Origin of the sequence: Gluconacetobacter entanii, from assembly GCF_013155425.1 — a bacterium.
GTDB lineage: Bacteria > Pseudomonadota > Alphaproteobacteria > Acetobacterales > Acetobacteraceae > Novacetimonas > Novacetimonas entanii.
The window spans coordinates 1-16,822 of the sequence record NZ_JABJWD010000084.1 but is presented as its reverse complement, the minus strand read 5'-3'; the positions used below and the strand labels follow the sequence as shown (position 1 = coordinate 16,822).

Annotated in this window: 15 protein-coding genes and 2 pseudogenes; 5 read left to right on the top strand and 12 right to left on the bottom strand. The window is 58.8% G+C overall.

The window, feature by feature from the left end:
• Window positions 1-842, top strand: an 842-nt coding sequence (locus HNH97_RS14065; RefSeq protein ID WP_244949472.1) for a sulfite exporter TauE/SafE family protein, incomplete at its 5' end; no start/stop codon positions are given.
• A gap of 209 nt (window positions 843-1,051) precedes the next feature.
• Window positions 1,052-1,806, top strand: a pseudogene (locus tag HNH97_RS14060) (IS5 family transposase); the annotation flags it as partial.
• Window positions 1,807-2,050: 244 nt separating this feature from the next.
• On the opposite strand, the gene HNH97_RS14055 reads toward HNH97_RS14060, so the two are convergent.
• The 12 genes and pseudogenes from HNH97_RS14055 to HNH97_RS14000 form a co-directional block, all read right to left on the bottom strand.
• On the bottom strand, window positions 2,051-2,461 hold the full coding sequence (locus HNH97_RS14055; protein WP_023524219.1) for an RrF2 family transcriptional regulator: 411 nt from the start codon (window positions 2,459-2,461) through the stop codon (window positions 2,051-2,053).
• A gap of 167 nt (window positions 2,462-2,628) precedes the next feature.
• A complete protein-coding gene (locus HNH97_RS14050; RefSeq protein WP_053324001.1) occupies window positions 2,629-3,966 on the bottom strand; it encodes a histidine kinase dimerization/phospho-acceptor domain-containing protein in 1,338 nt (445 codons plus the stop codon).
• A complete protein-coding gene (locus HNH97_RS14045) occupies window positions 3,963-4,634 on the bottom strand; it encodes a response regulator transcription factor (protein ID WP_014106853.1) in 672 nt (223 codons plus the stop codon). Before HNH97_RS14045 ends, HNH97_RS14050 begins: the two co-directional genes overlap by 4 nt.
• The gene (locus tag HNH97_RS14040) at window positions 4,634-7,708 is read right to left on the bottom strand and encodes an efflux RND transporter permease subunit (RefSeq protein WP_171791297.1); all 3,075 of its coding nucleotides are present in this window, start codon (window positions 7,706-7,708) and stop codon (window positions 4,634-4,636) included. Before HNH97_RS14040 ends, HNH97_RS14045 begins: the two co-directional genes overlap by 1 nt.
• Window positions 7,708-8,859 (bottom strand): efflux RND transporter periplasmic adaptor subunit, encoded by a 1,152-nt coding sequence (locus HNH97_RS14035; RefSeq protein ID WP_010511650.1) that lies wholly within the window; start codon window positions 8,857-8,859, stop codon window positions 7,708-7,710. Before HNH97_RS14035 ends, HNH97_RS14040 begins: the two co-directional genes overlap by 1 nt.
• Window positions 8,856-10,103: a TolC family protein gene (locus HNH97_RS14030; protein WP_010511649.1), complete on the bottom strand. Its 1,248-nt coding sequence runs from the start codon at window positions 10,101-10,103 to the stop codon at window positions 8,856-8,858. Before HNH97_RS14030 ends, HNH97_RS14035 begins: the two co-directional genes overlap by 4 nt.
• Window positions 10,104-10,114: 11 nt before the next feature.
• A complete protein-coding gene (locus HNH97_RS14025; protein WP_370664434.1) occupies window positions 10,115-10,591 on the bottom strand; it encodes a hypothetical protein in 477 nt (158 codons plus the stop codon).
• A gap of 198 nt (window positions 10,592-10,789) precedes the next feature.
• Window positions 10,790-11,302, bottom strand: a pseudogene (locus tag HNH97_RS14020) (transposase); the annotation flags it as partial.
• A 519-nt stretch (window positions 11,303-11,821) separates the two neighbouring features.
• Window positions 11,822-12,121 carry a type II toxin-antitoxin system PemK/MazF family toxin gene (locus HNH97_RS14015; RefSeq protein WP_078527732.1) on the bottom strand — a complete coding sequence of 100 codons (300 nt, stop codon included), beginning with the start codon at window positions 12,119-12,121 and terminating at the stop codon, window positions 11,822-11,824.
• Between the two features lie 102 nt (window positions 12,122-12,223).
• A complete protein-coding gene (locus HNH97_RS14010; RefSeq protein ID WP_053323998.1) occupies window positions 12,224-12,376 on the bottom strand; it encodes an AbrB/MazE/SpoVT family DNA-binding domain-containing protein in 153 nt (50 codons plus the stop codon).
• Between the two features lie 69 nt (window positions 12,377-12,445).
• Complete coding sequence (locus HNH97_RS14005; RefSeq protein ID WP_223846644.1) at window positions 12,446-13,072, bottom strand: MucR family transcriptional regulator; 627 nt, start codon at window positions 13,070-13,072, stop codon at window positions 12,446-12,448.
• Window positions 13,073-13,498: 426 nt separating this feature from the next.
• Entirely contained in the window at window positions 13,499-13,798 is a 300-nt protein-coding gene (locus HNH97_RS14000) for a WGR domain-containing protein (protein ID WP_112209951.1), read from the bottom strand.
• Window positions 13,799-14,339: 541 nt separating this feature from the next.
• On the opposite strand from HNH97_RS14000, the gene HNH97_RS13995 reads away from it, so the two are divergent.
• The 3 genes from HNH97_RS13995 (at window position 14,340) to HNH97_RS13985 (ending at window position 16,328) form a co-directional block, all read left to right on the top strand.
• Complete coding sequence (locus tag HNH97_RS13995; RefSeq protein WP_110569790.1) at window positions 14,340-14,729, top strand: hypothetical protein; 390 nt, start codon at window positions 14,340-14,342, stop codon at window positions 14,727-14,729.
• Window positions 14,730-14,790: 61 nt separating this feature from the next.
• On the top strand, window positions 14,791-15,795 hold the full coding sequence (locus HNH97_RS13990; RefSeq protein WP_171791295.1) for a thiol:disulfide interchange protein: 1,005 nt from the start codon (window positions 14,791-14,793) through the stop codon (window positions 15,793-15,795).
• Window positions 15,792-16,328, top strand: coding sequence for a hypothetical protein (locus HNH97_RS13985; RefSeq protein ID WP_171791294.1), 537 nt, complete (start codon window positions 15,792-15,794; stop codon window positions 16,326-16,328). The genes HNH97_RS13990 and HNH97_RS13985 overlap by 4 nt, the downstream gene beginning before the upstream one ends.
• The last annotated feature ends 494 nt before the right edge of the window (window positions 16,329-16,822 follow it).

Here is a 16,822-nt window from a genome sequence, read left to right as displayed (position 1 = left end):
TCTCAAATGACGTCAATAACGACGTCGTTAACGACGGTAAGTTACCAGTCACAATCCTCAATCATAAGGCGGCCTCAAACGGCCGGTTACAAACCATGCTGCTCTGGTCCCTGATTCTGGTTGCATCAGCCGCGGCATTTGGCCTGAGCGCCGTGTCGGGAGGCGGTGCCGGGCTGCTCCTAATGCCCCTGCTGGGGCTGGTGCTGCCTGGCACTCAGGTGCCAGCCGCCCTGTCGATCGGGACAGTTGCCAGTTCGGCGACGCGCATCATCTCGTTCTGGCAGGCGATCCGGTGGGACATCGTCCGGCATTTTGCGCCCACCGCGTTGCCCTTCGCCGCCCTGGGCGCATGGGCATTGAGCCGTATGGAGCCAGCCTATCTGTCGCTGCTTCTTGGCGTATTCCTGATGGGCAATCTTCCCCTTCTCTTTCGCAAGCCTGCACCCCAGGTCACTGTGAAAACGCCCCACGCTATCGAACTGCACGTGCTGGGTGCTACCGCCGGCTTCATTTCCGGTTTTACCGGAGCGGTCGGCCTGGTGTTCAATGGGTTTTATTATCGACTTGGTCTGCGGAAGGAAGAAATCGTCGCAACCCGCGCGGCCAACGAAATCATGATGCATGTGCTCAAGATCGCTCTCTACGCTGAGTTCGGCCTGTTGAATACCCGGGCCAGCATTGCGGGTATCGCTGTTGCTGCGGCGGCGGTTCTGTCATCAATAATCATGAAGTACCTGTTGCCGCACCTACATGATCGCTTGTTTCACCATATTGGTCATGCCGCCATGGTCGTGGCGGGTGTCATGATGGTGATCTCCGCCAGTAGTCAGTTAGCGCGGTAGGCAAATGTCACGGTGCATTTCGCCCACGTAGCCCATGAAGCCGCAGCGTCCGTGTCATGGCGGCAACACACTTTCGCGGTCGAATGGGAAAATGGTGATGAACGCGAGTTGAGCCCCCGAGTGCTTTCCAGACTGGCTTCATCCCCTATGATAACAACCCATTGATTTGAGTGCGGGAATCTGATTCAGGCTCTGTGAGGAGACTGGAGATGAGCGACCTGTTTTGGCTGCCGGACGAACAAATGGAGCGTCTGCGGCCCTTTTTCTTTAAGAGCCATGGTAGAGCCTGCGTTGATGACCGCCGAATGCTGAGCGGCATCATTTTTGTCAATCGGAACGGCTTGCGCTGGCGCGATGCGCCCCGGGAATACGGTCCACATAAGACGCTCTAAAACCGTTGGAAGCGCTGGGGCGCCATGGGGATCTGCGCCCGGATGATGGACGGTCTGGCTGCCGGAAAGGCAGAGCCCCAGACCATCATGACTGATGCGACGTATCTCCAGGCACACCGCACGGCTTCGAGCGTGCGGCTAAAAAAGGGGATCCAGGTCGCTTGATCGGCCGCACCAGAGGGGCATAAACACGAAGCTGCATGCGATCACCGACCAGAGTGGGCGACCGCTGAGCTTTTTCATGACTGCGGGACAGATAAGCGATTATACCGATGCCGCTGCCCTGCTGGATAGTCTTCCTGAAGCACAATGGATGCCGGGAGATCGCGGGGATGACGCCGACTGGTTCAGGGACGCCCTGGAAGCAAAAGGTATAAAAGCCCTGCATTTCAGGACAGAAATCTCGCGGAAAACCGGTCAGATACGACAAGAGAAAATATAAACGCCGCAATCGCGTCGAGATCATATTCGGAAGGCTCAAGGGCTGGCGGCGGGTTGCAACCCGCTACAACAGGTGCCCGACCGTCTTCTTCTCAGCCATCTGTCTCACCGCAACCGTCATGTTCTGGCTATGTGTCCCGAGCCTAGAAGCCGTCCGTACTTTGGTAAAAATCTTTCAACACCGTAATAATAATAACGTCCGCTATCATTATATTACCCGCAACAAAGTGAACTTTTCACCTGAAGATTATATGAATCTTACTTCACACGAGATTCACTATGACTACAGTGATATTTTTTTCATCGACGGCTTCAAATGTTCTATCAAGTGTTTGAGGGAGGCATCATGCCAGGATGGAAAAGTGAGCAAACACATTATCCTGAACCACTAGTGAGATCCAGTAAGCTCATCCCATCGGAAAATGCCATAAATGCATCAACGGCCTGTACTATGAGATGGCGAAACTGACAAGCATTGCCCAGTATACACTGGTTATTGCCAGATGAGTGACAGGCACCAGGGGATTCTTTTTCAGTTTCCATGAGCCGCATAATATGACCGACGTTTATGTTTCTGGCAGACACAGCCAGACGGATGCCACCAGTACCTCCCCGGGTACCTTGTACGATCCCGGCATGACACAGGTGTTGTACAACTTTCACAAGATGATTGTGCGAAATGCCATGCAACTCAGTGATGTTCCTGACGGTAACACGCGAATCAGGATTACACGCCAAGTGGATCAACACACGGAAAGCGTAGTCGGTACGCAGCGAAAGACGCATCAACCCCACCACCCATAGGCACGTGTTGACTGATTTTCCCAAGCAGCCTCTCAGAATATTGCCAACGGGCTGCTACCAGGCAACCGTGACGTAGGGCATTCGTGACATAGGGGAGTAGAGTACGCAAAATGGAGTTGCCTGCGCGTCTGTTCCTCTACAGTCATGAATTAGGTTACCTTCGAGTTTGGAAAGGTGACACACACACCAAATCCTCTGGCAGATCCTGTAAGTGGGGAACGTAAGCGCAGAGTAACGTCCATTTGGGTAGCGATATTACTGGCAATGGCGAGACCCAGGCCACTGCCATGATTACCGGTCCCGCCGCGCACGAATGGGCTAGTCAGCCGCTGGAATATGCCGGGTGGCAGCGCGGGGCAGTCATTGGTGATGTCGATTCCACCATCTGATAGCACGGCCACCCGCACGGGCATATGGTGCCCTCCATGCAGCAGGGCGTTTTCAAGCAGGTTGCGCAACATGATGCCGGTCGCATCCATGTCACCATGTACGAATATGTGGTGAATCCCGTCTGGCGCGATGACAATGCCCTGCCCGTCACACGGATTATGCCCAAGATCATCGACAAGGACACGCACTACGGTCATCAGGTCGAAACGGTCGCGCCGGAAAGCGACGCCGGACGAGGCGCGGGAAAACTGCAGCAGTTTTTCCACCGTGCGGCCCAGCCTGCGGGTCCGGTCGGCAATGACCTCCACCCGCCGGCCCGTATCCGAACCCGCCGGCATCAGTCGGCCCAGCATCTGTACCTGCGCCAGAAGGGCTCCAAGCGGGTTACGCAGTTCATGCGCAGCGCTTGCGGCAAAGGCGCGCTCGGTAGAGAGCGCTGCCTCCAACCGCGCCAACAGCGTATTGATCGAGCGCTGGATGGAGACTAGTTCGTCAGGGAGATCAAGGGGAGGAATGGGCTGAAGGTTGCCGCTGCCACGTGCGCGCATCTCGTCATGCAGCAGGTCCAGCGGGCGCAGGGCGCGCCGCACGATCAGGCGCACCAGCCACCAGATCACCGGCATGAAAAGCAGCATGGGCACGACAGAGATCAGCATCGCGCGCCGGACGGCCTCGCGCCGGTGGAAGGTCGGTTCCCCCACAAGGACACGGTATTTCTCCGCCACGGGTGACGCGACATAAACGCGAAAATGCGGGACGTTGGCAAACCCGGTCCGCCAGTTGCTGACAAATGCGGTTTGCGGGGCATTCTGGGAACGCAGCACGACATGTCCACTCACGTCCACGACCTGATAGGCCAGTGTGCGCGGTCCGGCCTCGGGCAGCCAGGCGATGGATGACGCCGCACCCGGTTCGTGCAGTCGCGTGGCCACCGCCGTCTGCAACCGCTCGGCCACTTCCTGCAGCGAGTTATCCAGCCGTTCCGTCACCTCGTAGCGGGTAAATCCGCCCACGGCGATACTGAGGATCAGCAGCCCCAGAATAACGACCATAAGTACGCTGCTGATGATGCGGGTGGACAGGCTCCAGCTTTTCATGAGCCGTTCTTTCCATCCAGGCAGTAACCACGACCGCGTATGGTCCGGATCACGTTATTGCCCAGCTTGCGCCGCAGGCGGCTGATGAAGACCTCGACAGTATTGCTGTCCACTTCGCGATCCAGCGCATAAAGGACCGTGTCGATCTGCTGGCGCGAATAGATCCGGCCCGGACTGCGCGAGAGCAGTTCCATGATGCTCCATTCGCGCGCGGTCAGGTCCAGCCGCTCGCCATCACGCGATACGGACCGGTTCTCCCGGTCTATCGTAATCTCTCCCACGCGGCAGTGCGCCTGCCTGCGCGGCGATGCATACCGGCGGGCTACCGCCGCAATGCGGGCCACGAGTTCATTCAGGTCATAGGGCTTGACGATATAATCATCCGCCCCTTCGGACAGACCCGCGATACGGTCACTGATCTGGTCTTCTGCCGTGGTGATGAGGATGGCGATGTCAGACGATGTCCGGCGGACCTCACGCAGCAGGTCGCGCCCGCTTCCATCGGGCAGGCCAAGGTCGAGCAGTATGAAATCATAATCCACCGTTGCCATGGCCGCGCGCGCGTCCTCCAGCGTCGTGAACCAGTCCACGGCATGCCCGTCCAGACCCACGCGCTCCTGCACCGCCACACCCAGATCGTATTCATCCTCGACAATAAGGATACGCATCAGTCCTGATCCTTTTCCCGCATGACCCGGGCGTATAATGAAGGCAATACCAGCAACGTCAGGAGCGTGGACGAAACCAGTCCCCCGATCACCACGCTGGCCAGCGGGCGCTCGACTTCCGCGCCCGCACTTTCGGAAAACGCCATGGGAAAAAAGCCAAGGCTGGCCACAAGGGCCGTGGCCATGACCGGGCGGAAGCGGGATTCCGCGGCCGCAAAGGCCGCCTGTGCCACGGCCATTCCCCGTGCCCGCAGGGCTGCGATCTCACTGACCAGCACCACGCCATTCAGGATCGCCACGCCAAACAGCGCGATGAAGCCGATCCCCGCCGAAATGCTGAACGGCAGCCCGCGCAGCGTCAGCGCCACAATGCCGCCGGTTGCCGCCACCGGCAGGTTGACAAACACCAGCAGCGCGGGCCGGACGGCGCCAAATGCCACCACCAGCAGGGCAAAGATCAGGCCAAGGGCGATGGGCAGCACAATTTCCAGCCGCTGCATGGCCGATTGCAGGTTACGGAACTGCCCGTCCCACTGCATGGTATAGCCTGCGGGCAGCTTCACATCCCGCGCCACGCGGGCCTGGGCTTCGGCCACGTAACCGGCCAGGTCGCGCCCGCGCACATTGGCCTGCACCACCATGCGCCGGCGCACGCCATCGCGGCTTATACGGGGCGGACCATCGACTTCATGCACATGCGCCACCTGTGACAGCAGCACATTCCCCTGCCCGTCCACCCGCCGGACCTGCAGCGCACCGATTGCGGCGGTCGAAGCCACGCGCTTCGGGTCAAGACGCACCTGCGTGCTGATGATGGCGTTATCCACGATCACCGGCCTTGTACCGATATGGCCGCCAACCGCCTCCACCGTATCCAGAATGTCCTGCACCGCCACATTGCGGCTGGCGGCCTGCGTGCGGTCAATGTCGACCACGATCAGCGGCACGGTGCCGTCCCCCGCAGCCGCCACGTCCGCTGCCCCCTTCACGCCGGACATGGCCGCCACCACCCGGTCACCCAACTCGGCCAGCATGGCCAGGTCATCGCCAAAGATCGAGACGGCAATCTGCGTGCGCACGCCAGAGAGCAGGTCATCCATGCGCATCTGCACCGGCTGGCTCCATGAATACAGCGCATCGGGCAGTTCGCGCCGCAGGGTATCATCCATCGCAGCGACCAGCTCCGCCTGCGTGCGGGCGGTTTTCCATGTGGAGGGCGGGTTGAGGAAGATGAAGCTGTCGGTCTCGTTCACGCCCATCGGGTCGGTGGGAATGGCGGACGTGCCGGTATTGCTGACCACCGCGCGCACTTCAGGGAAGTGGCGCAGGATCTGCTCCTGCTTCGTGACCGAAGCCAGCACGGTATCGAGCGAGGCCGAGGGCAACCGCGTGGTGGTGACCGCCAGCGCCCCTTCATCAAGCTGGGGAATAAACTCACCGCCCAGCCGCATCGCAAGCCCCGCTGAAAGGGCCAGCACCACCAGCGTACCGCCAAACAGGATGCGTGGATGGGTTTCCCCCCATGTCACCATATGGGTATAGGGCCGGCGCAGGAAGGCAATCAGCCGCGTATCACCCGCAGGCCGCACGCCCCCCAACGCAAGGGCGGCCAGAACGGGCACGCAGATGAAGCAGTACGCCAGCGACGCCAGCAGCGCCATGATGACCGTCTGCGCCATGGGGCGGAACATGTGCCCCTCGATCCCCTGCAGGGTCAGGATCGGCAGATAGACCATGATGATGACCAGTATGGCAAACCCCACCGGGCGCATGACCTGCTGCACGGACGAGATGACCAGCGGGATGAATTCCGCTTCCGGTTCTTCCTCCCGCCGCGACAGCACATGTTCGATCACCACCAGCGAACCATCGACAATCATGCCGAAATCGATTGCGCCAAGGCTGAGCAGGTTGGCCGAGATACCGAACTGCCGCATGCCCGCCATCGCGCAGACAAGGGCAACCGGAATGACCGAGGCAATGACAAGGGCGGCCTGCCAACTCCCGATCACCACCACCAGCACCCCCACCACCAGCACGGCGCCCATGACCAGGTTGTCACGCACGGTGGCGATGGTCTGCCCGGTCAGGGTGGCGCGGGTGTAATAGGGTTCGATCGTAACCCCGGCGGGCAGCGCCTGCCTTATGCCCGGCAGGGCGCGGTCGATCGCGGCAAGCGTTGCGTTGGAACTCGCCCCGCTTTCCATCATCACCACGCCGATCACAATCTCGCCCTGCCCGTCACGCGTTACCGCCCCCAGACGGGTGCGCGCGCCTGCGCGCACGCGGCCAAGATCGCGCAGCCGCACGGCGGACCCATCGGGGTTGGTGCGCACGGCAATGTTGCCAAAGTCGGCCAGGCTGCCGACCAGCCCGCGTCCGACCACGCTCTGCTGTTCGGCATGGTGCGTGATCCATCCGCCGCCGGATGCCGCGTTGCCGGCATCCACCGCACGATAGACCTCGCCTACCGACATGTTGGCCCCGATCAACCGCGCGGGGTCCAGCGTCACCTCATAGGTTTCCTCCGCGCCCCCATTGACGTTGACATCCACCACACCGGGGACAAGACGCATCTGCGGCACCACGGTCCAGTTCATGATGCGGTTGAGTTCCATGAGCGAACGCCCCGCGCCACGGATCTGGAACTGCATGATTTCGCCCATGCCAGTGGCCAGCGGCCCCATGCTGACGGTAATGCCGGGCACGGATATGTTTGAACGCGCCTGCTGTATGCGCTCGTTCACGCGGGTGCGGTCCAGGTTGATGTCGGTATCATCGGCAAACTGCACATACACCACCGAGACGCCGCCGCGCGATACGGAACGCAGGTCAGTCATGCCGGGGATTCCGGTCATGCTGGTCTCGACGGGAAAGGTGATGAGTTTTTCCACTTCCTCCGTCGCAAGGCCCGGCGCCACGACCGAGACGAGAACCTGCCGGGGCGAAATATCCGGCACCGCTTCCACCGGCAGGCCCAGGACAGCCATGATGCCCGCGGCCAGCAGCAGGCCAAGACCGCCCAGCACCAGCATGCGCGCGCGGATCAGGGTGGCAAGGTAGGCATGTGTCATCAGTCTGCATCCATTCCGGCCAGACCAATGACGGAACGCAGGGCAAAACTACCATGACCCACCACCAGCTCGCCCCCTTTCAGGCCGGAACGCAGCACTGCCTGCCGCCCGTCATCCAGTGCCACATCGACCACGACCGGCCGGTAATCCGTCGCGTTCACCCGCACGAACACGACGCTATGCCCGTCAATCTGCTGGATGGCTTCGGACGGCACGACAAGACCCGCCACGCTGTCACGCTGGGCCAGTGCGGAATCCAGCACCATACCGGGCACCAGCGCGCCAGTGGGGTTGGCCACACGGCTTATGACCCGGACCAGCCCGGTCAGGGGGCTGGCCATGCCGTCCACCGTATCGATACGGGATGTAAACGGGCCGTCTGCCGTCTGCGTTACCTGCTGGCCGCCTGGTGCGATCCGCGCTGCCTGGTCTGGCGGGATGTCAGAAACAAGCCATATGCTGGACAGATCCGCGACGGTAGCCACATCCATGCTCGGGTCCACATCACCCGCCACTGACGTACCGATCACCTGCACCATGCCGTTGACAGGGGAGATCAGGGTCGAGGTTTCGTCTTCCGCGCCCTGACTGTCCTGCTCCGATGATGAATTGAACTCCTCGGCAAAACGGTGGCCCAACGTGTCCACATCCGCCTGGCGTGCACGCATGGTGGCATCCGCCTGTGCCAGCACGTCCTGCCTGCGGCGCAGTTCGGCCAATGATATGCTCTCGCCAGCCAGTGCCCTAGCCCGCTGCACCGCGCCTGCCGCATCGGTCCGGGCCGCAATGGCGGCAGCAAGCGCTGCACGCATCTGAACCGCCTGCAGGCGCGCAACATGCAGGGAATGATCCTGATAGCGCACCAGCGCCTGCCCCCGCTGCACGGATGCTCCGGGCTGTAACAGTACTGCCAGCACCTTGCCACTGCCGGCGGGATGGATATGCACGACCCGCGTCGTATCGGGCATGACCCGGCTCATGACCGGCAGCATGGGTGCCACGCGACCCGGCCTGGCCGTGACGATGGTTACCCCTTCATTGGCAACCGCCGCCCCGTCCAGCTTCACGATCGGGGGCAGCGCCCCCTCCCCGGCATGGGCAGGCAGGGCAGGCAGGCCGAGAAGAAACAGGATGGAGGCAATCCGCTTCATGGCACAACACCTGTTGCAATCAGCATGCGGATGCTGGCGACATGCCACTCCACCTCAGCCCGGGCACTGGCCAGTCGGGTATTGGCGGCCGCCTGCCGGGCGGCAAGCGCCGTATCCACACTGGCTTCGCCTACCCGCCAGGCCCGTTCCTGCGCCTGGGCCCGCTTTTCCATATTCTCTGCGGCACTGCGGGTAGCCTGTCGTGCCGTGGTGGCCGCGATCAGGCGTTCACGCACGCGCATCATTTCCAGATGCACCATGCGCCGCGCCTGCGTTTCCTGACTGGTGGCCGTGGCCAGGCGGTTGCGGGCTTCGGACATGATGGGCGTGTTACGGACCTCGCTGGGCAGGGGGATGCTGAAATTCACGCCCACACGATCATCCCACGGGCTGCCGTACTGCTTTTCATGAATGGCGTCCACGCCGATTTCCGGGTTGGGCATGAACGAACGGCGCGCCAGTTTCATGTTCGCTTCGGCGGCTTCCACATTGCGGTGCGCGACCTTTATGCGGGGATCGTTGTCTTCCATGTCGCGCGGGCTGACAAAACGGGCCTGCGTCACGTCGCCGCCGCCATAACGGCTCAGGTCGGGCACAACCGGACGCCCCAGCAGCACCTCCAGGGCCGTAGTCGCGTTCTGCGCTTCCTCCTGTGCCAGGGCTAGTTCATTGTGCGCGTTCTCCATCGCCGCCTGCGCCATCTGCCCATCGACCGAGGCCAGTTCCCCACCATGCACCGCATGCGTCGCATTGCCGGCCATGCGCGCTGTCGCATCGTACAGGGCATGGGCCACATCCATCCGGGTACGGGCAATCAGGGCGGCGGCAGCTGCGTCCAGCACCCGGATGGACAGCGCCATGTGTTCGACATTGAGCTGCTCATCAATCGACGCGGCTTCCGCGCTGGCGACCTGTTTCGTGGCGCTGCCCTGCCCCGGCAGCCACAGCGGCACCGACACGCCGCCCTGATAGGTTGTATAGCCTTCGTTACTGCCCAGCATGTGGTCATCCATGTATTCACCCGACAGGGTCGGGCCGCCGGCAAACCATGACCCGGCAGCGCTGGCGCGGGCGCGGGCGGAATGATGGCCGACCTGAAGTTCGGTGCGGACGGGATCGATCGCCCAGGCCATGCCGACGGCTTCATGGAAGGATGGGCCAGGGCGGGCGTCCTGGGCCAGGGCCATCCATGGCAGGGCACAGGCCATGGCGATCGACACAATGGGGGGGATGGCGCGGTTCATGCTTCAGGCTATCATGGAATGGCGCGACCACCATGGCTGATCCGTTCGGCCAAATCGCTCCACAGTCGCGCCATCAGCAGATTGATCTCGGACGTGACCGAAAACGGGGACTGCGAACGCGCCAGGGGCGAAAGGGACATGCGTTCCCCGATGACAAAATGCCCCTGCGAGAACAGCCGGGCCGAAATCGCCCCCTGCTGCCCCTGCCCCATGGGCCTCGTAACGGAAATACGCAGGTGTGGCGGCGGGTCGGCAATGAGACCGAAGACATGCCGTTCAGCTTCATCAGAGGGGCACGCCACGCCCTGCAGCACGGCGTCACGCAGTACGGAATGGGGATAACCCCCATACATGCCATCTACATGCAAACGTATACCATGCCGGACCGTCATACATATGCCCTCTGTCCCATCATCCGCCCAAGCGGCCGACACCCCTAGGAAGAAAATACAGGCTGCATACAGACTATCCCGCACTATCCTTTGCATAATAAGCGTCTGTTCCCCGGCGTACATAAAGTTCCTGCCATCACGACGATGACTTTCTGACTGTAACAGAGAAACCTGACGTGAACCTGAACATCCGGTCTACAAAAGAGAATTTATATTATGAAAATGATTATCATTTCTATATTTAGAGTAAACGATAATTTCATATGTGAATTTAAGGCTCTGTTAGAGCCTGAATTAGAAAGCGGTTTGATTGATTTGTCTCAGCACCCTGCAGATATGGACAATCATCAACTGTGCACAGGATAACGAGATTGGTGCCTCGACATGTTTCGTGAAACGGCGGCAGCGTCCGAGCCATACGAAGCGACGCTCCACGATCCAGCGTTTCGGCATGATGATGAAGCCTTCAGCCCGATCGCTGCGCTTGACGATCTCGATCGTCCGTCGGCCACGTTCGACCAGCACACCACGCAACTTCTCGCCAGCATATCCACCCTCACCAATCAGATGGCGCAGCCAAGCGAACAATGAGCGTATTTTGGTTGCTGCCGGCGGCGCACCGTTATGATCCTGAATGTCGGCGGGATGCACGACAGCTGCCACGACATGACACAGCGTGTCGGTCGAGATATGCCGCTCGCGACCCTTGATTTTTTTTGCTCGCGTCATAACCACAGCGGCCGCTGTTGTAGCGGTTTTAACCGACTGGCTGTCAATAATACCCACCGAAGGCGTGGCGTCTTGCCCACTTGTGCTGCTCTGCCACAGCTGGCTAGGCTCGTATCTCGGATTTGAGCATCTGTTAAAGTTCCTTGCTACGGACGGACATGATGCTGTCGTGCCCTCGGTACCCAGCTCTGCCTTTTTCAACCCGATCACCGGTATCATACATAGGCCCGCGTTGTGCAGCCGCACTCATATGCGGGCTGATGGCTCGTCTAGCCGGTACCCGGCGTTTTGAACGCTCATCGGCGTCAGGATAAGGCTCCAGACTCACCCCGCACCCAGACTGAAACAGGTGATTTCACACCCCTGCCCAATTAGAGTACAAAACCCGACCACAGCCCGGTGCCATTGCTAACGTATAGCAACCTACCGCCAGGAATGTGCTGGCAGCCGCAACCGAACGTGACCCTGTTCGGCTGTGCTGCACATCTCATGTTTCCGTTTTCTGGCGCAGAGGCCAACGTTGCCCTGTATGTCGGCGTAGAACGTGGTTGATCGCTCATCAGACAAGCGCATGCAGCGTCGAACCTACAACACATATTAAGAAGTCCGGCAGGACATGTTTGAATACATTGAAATGTTCGGGCTTCCCTGTTTTCCTCGGCCAGCCAGTAATCTGGCATGCTGACGAACTGCCTCAATTTCCTTTGCCGAGACCTTTCCTTTGAGCTTCGCGTTCCGCATCCGCCAGTCCAGACTTCTCACCTGATCAGAGAGGACCACACTGGCGGGTTTTACTACTACGGCTACTTCAAACGGATAGCCTTTGATTTTAGTGGTCATGGGGCAGCAAAGCGTCATCCCCGCTTTGGCATTATAACTTGCAGGGCTGAGAAGCACCGCAGGCCGATGCACAGCCCGTTTCCGCCCCGGCTGAGGGATCAAATTCCAACCAGACAATGTCGCCGCAGTCCGGAACCCACGTGACCTGCGATTTGGTGTTCACCAGCTTTCGTCACCTACAGACTGTCCAAAGTCAATTTCATCATGCCCGTTCAGATCGGTAATCCCGGCGACGAGATCTTCCAGTTTGAGCAGTGTGGCGCGAACTGGCGCAATGATAACTCGAACATCTTCCTCATGAACATTCATCATCTGATCATCCTGACGTTCGGGTGATGCCTGGCTGCCTTATGACAAAGCCGGATAGGCTGGGCTGATCAGTCAGACCTTGGCCCCTTTTGCTTTCGTGCCGGTCTTCCGTACCGCACGCGGTCTCGCTGAAGTCTTGGAACCCGGCGTTTTCTTTGGCGATGCCGCGGAAGATCCGGTTTCAGTTGCCGACGACCTGGATCGCTTCGAAATCGTTTTTTTGGGGGGTAATACAGCCTCTGCAGTGTCGACCAACACTTCTTTCGTCGCACTATCGACAGAAGGTGCTGCGGTTGCTTCGTCCACGGGAGCGGTCTGGGGCACCAAAACCTTACGTCCGAGACCCGCGTCTCGCGCCAGAGTCGCCCGCATTTTGGCATACTCCGGAGCAACCATGGGATAATCCATAGGAAGCTGCCACTTCTCTCGGTATTGCGTTGGCGTCATTCCGTACCTTGTCTGCAGGTGACGCTTGAGCATTTTGAGTTTTTTGCCATCTTCCAGACAGACGATGTAGTCAGGAAATACCGACTGCGCGACTGGAACTGCGGGTTGCTGGGCAGGGATGCTGCTGTTTTTCTCTGTGGCCGGTGTTGTTTCGCGGATAGCGGCGTAGACATCGCGGATAAACGCCGGGACATGTTCTGTCGGCAGAGAGGTATTGGTATTGCCGAGATGCGCTGCCACGATGTCGCTCATGGCAATTACAATTGCCGGGGTTAGGTCGTCTGATTGGTCCATGATAAAGCCTCTCCGCTATATTTTTGCCGAATAACATTGCCGGAGTGTAAGTCTTTATGCAATCGGCAAAATATGGCGTATCGAAAGCTAAATTATATATTGCGGTACGTTGCCTACATCGATCACATTGCACCATGAACATCAAGTTTTACGCAAATTGTATGCGGCGGAGCCTGCCCCTGATTACGCTATCAGACGGCGTAAACTGGCTTATGCAGCGGGCCTTTCACGAAAACTACGGCTCACCTCAATGTCGATGATAAGTTTTTTTAGTCGGAATATATCCACACACGAATTTTCCATGACGTGGTGAGCGGATACAGTATTTATCTCTATCACCTGTCTGATGATCACCCCGGGTTATCCTGCAGATAATGCTGCCAGTCATGACTGTGTAACGATATAGCCGCGTTTCAGGCGATAACGGATCATCGCGGTCAGAGCATTCACCGCAGCGCCTTCGTCGGGATAGAGATCCACGCGCTGGGTGCCAGCTGTCCCGATCCTGCCCCAGTTACGAACAAGTGCAGCACCACCGAACAGGTCGGGCTGAACTGACAGTCCGTAATACCGCCACTCATTGAAACTGGGTTGAATACGGCGCAACTGGACCGATAGCGGGAACAGTCCAAGTTGTATTGTTTTCCCTGAGGGAACGGCGCTCCTTGATCTTCTGGATGTCATATTGGTCCTGCGCATCGCATGATGCTAACATGATCTATTATCCAAGTACAGATATTCTGAACTTCTTTCAGCCTTTTGCAACTCCGCGTGGAGCATGCATGGATCATTTCCTACGATCTATGGGTCGGATGATACGATGCGGATGTCTTCCGATACGTCAATCATCCAGCACATTGGTGGTTGCCTCAAGCCATGACCCGGTCGAAGATGACGTAGAAGACGCTTTTTCTCGCCACTCAGGCGTGACTGCCCTTCGATCAGCCAGAAAGTGCAGGGCATGTTTCGAACATGCGTTGCCCGCAGAATATTGACGAAACACTTGGTAACAATAATGAGATATACGTTACAACAAGACGGAATCGTGTAGATTGAGCAGCCTGATCATGATTCCGTGGAGCCAGGTGACCAGATTAAATCACTACGGAAATCGTCAACAATAGCAAAGTATATCGGGTTATGCCGCTCCAGCGCTCCGTAAGAAACATGGCAACCGTGCACTGCGTTGCTTCAGTGTGTTCGTCTTGATCCGTGTGAGGATGATATGAAGTTTGATGAACTTCGCTCGCGTTTCGAGCTTATCGATGACGAACAATCCGGACAGCTATGTCTGACGCTGGTTCAGGCGATTTTAGCGCTGAGATGCAATATTGAATACATTGCTTCTCCAGCGAAAACATCAACTGCCAGGCGTGAGCAGGCAAGATCATTGCACCCCATTCTGGTGCTTTGCCACGAAAAAGGCCGTCAGTTGAAAGACGACCACCCGAATTCCCATTATTTGCAACTCCGCGTTGATATTCTTGTAAAAATGATAAGCGAGATGTCGGTCGAGGAGTTAGGAAGCGAAGCAGAAGATACGTTTATTCTCTCCCCGATCCCCCCCCCTTTTGAAAATCTCCTGTCTCAAGAAAGGGGAAACGACAAGGGATGATTTTTTAATCGCAGTCGCATGATCAGGGCGTACAGGACATAGGTATTGTCCGGAGTCCGCCATGCGCTGTTTCTACGTGTTGCCATTTCTCCTGCTCATGCACGCGCCAGCGCGAGGACAGCAATGCTCTGTGTCTACTCCGATTGAGTCCAGGAGCGACACCATAGGGCCGACCCTGGAACATGATGATAAAGGTAGGACCGATGCAGTCGCCCACCTTGGGATCGCAGGGGCCAACATCGAAAAACTACCCGATCTCCACGGGTTCGAAGCTGGCATCGCCCATACCCGGAACGAACTCCTGGTCTTTTTCGCCCCGGAAAGCCACGCGATCGTGCTTAGCGGCACGCTGATCCCGGTACCCTACGACACCCTACGTTCCCTGGCCGGGTCGCGCGCCCACGATCTCGCACCGGTCGATGGCATCAGGGGAATGTTTGTTCGGGCGGATAACCGTTTTCAGGTCGTCTATGCGACCCCGGATGGCAAGGCAGCAGTCGCGGCCCGGATGTGGGGTGCCGCTGGACAGGACATCACGAAAGACCAGATCAGGGGCATTCCTGGAGCCGTCCCAGAAATCAGTATCTCTGGCGCTTCATCCGACGCTAACGAACAGTCCGAGTTCCAGGGGCTCTCGGGAGGCCTTATAGGGATACCTTCCGCCCCGGAAGTCATCATGTTCATAGACCCGCAATGCATTTACTCGATGAAGGCGATGCATATCCTTCAGCCCGCAATCGATGCAGGGAAAGTTCGCCTGAAAATAGTCCCGCTGTCATTGCTTGATTACGAGGATAACGGCGCCAGTACCGTCAATGCGAGAGCCATGCTATCGCTCCCGGCAAACGAGATGGCACAAGCGTGGGTCAACGGTCGTCTAAACCCGGGATTGGCTGCACCTGAACCGGATAGTGGGGAGAAGCTTGCCCGTAATACCCGGATTGCACGGCAGATAGGGCTCACAGGGACACCAACGTTCGTCTGGATGCACCGCAATGGCGGGACCGGCCGGCTCGACGGCGTTCCCACGGATGTCGCCACATTTCTCACCTCGGTCTCGCAATGAAGACACGACAGGACCAGACCGGCCCGCGGCGTTTTTTTGAAAGAACGCGCAAGGTGGCCCGCGTGGTGATTGGCGACCCACGTACATTGGTCGCCTGGTCCGATGTAACGAGGAATGCCGCGCTGATTGAAGCCCTCGGGAAGGCATTACTGAAGCCTAAAGCCGGTATGCAGGGCCCGCGGGCGCCAGACGGTACCCCTATTGATATCGCCGCGGGCGCTGCCGAATACGGCGTCGAACCCCGCGTTGTGGCGATCTTACTCGATCAGAGACAGCATGAGACATACAGGCGGGCGCTTGCTGCCAGTATGCTCGCTGTTGTTCTGGTGCTTGGCTGGACCGGAGAAATGCTCCTTTCCCACTGGAAGGGCAGCCAACTCCTTGCTGCGCTGGAGTTCGCACCCTTCTGGACATTTCTGACACTCGTGGCGTTTCAGAACGCGTGGCTCAACTGGCAGATCCGCGAACGCCGCCTGGGTTCCGCCCGCCAATTTGTCGCCACCGCCGACAGCCTCATTCCACGCAGGCCGTAACCGCAAGTCCATCTGCTTTACGCTGGTGAATAGATAGGATTGGCGGAGCACTCAGAACGTGCCGGGTGGCGCGTTCTTGTCGCCGCCCTGAGCGCCTGTTGCCCAGGAGGCATGTTCGTAATCCTCGCGCCCCGACATCGCCCGTGGATCATCAGGCCGGACGATCGTACCGGCGCGATCGTACGTAGGGGGTGTCCAGATTACACGTGTCGATCCGTAGGCCACGTGCGGATCATAACGCGCATGCCTGGTCGGGGGAGCCTTTGGGCCATGCACATGTGCAGCAGACGACACGTTGCCAGCGCTGCATGCCGCAAGCCAGGGGGAGAGGACAAGAGGTAGAATGAGATGTTTCACGAATGGTCTCCCGCTTAGAGGAGACCATCCTGACAAAGTATCTTGCGACTAGGGCCTGTTAGATCTTGAATTTCTTCCCATATTGTAGGGATGGAAGAAGGAGACAGAACAGGCACCTTTACGGACGAGACATGGGC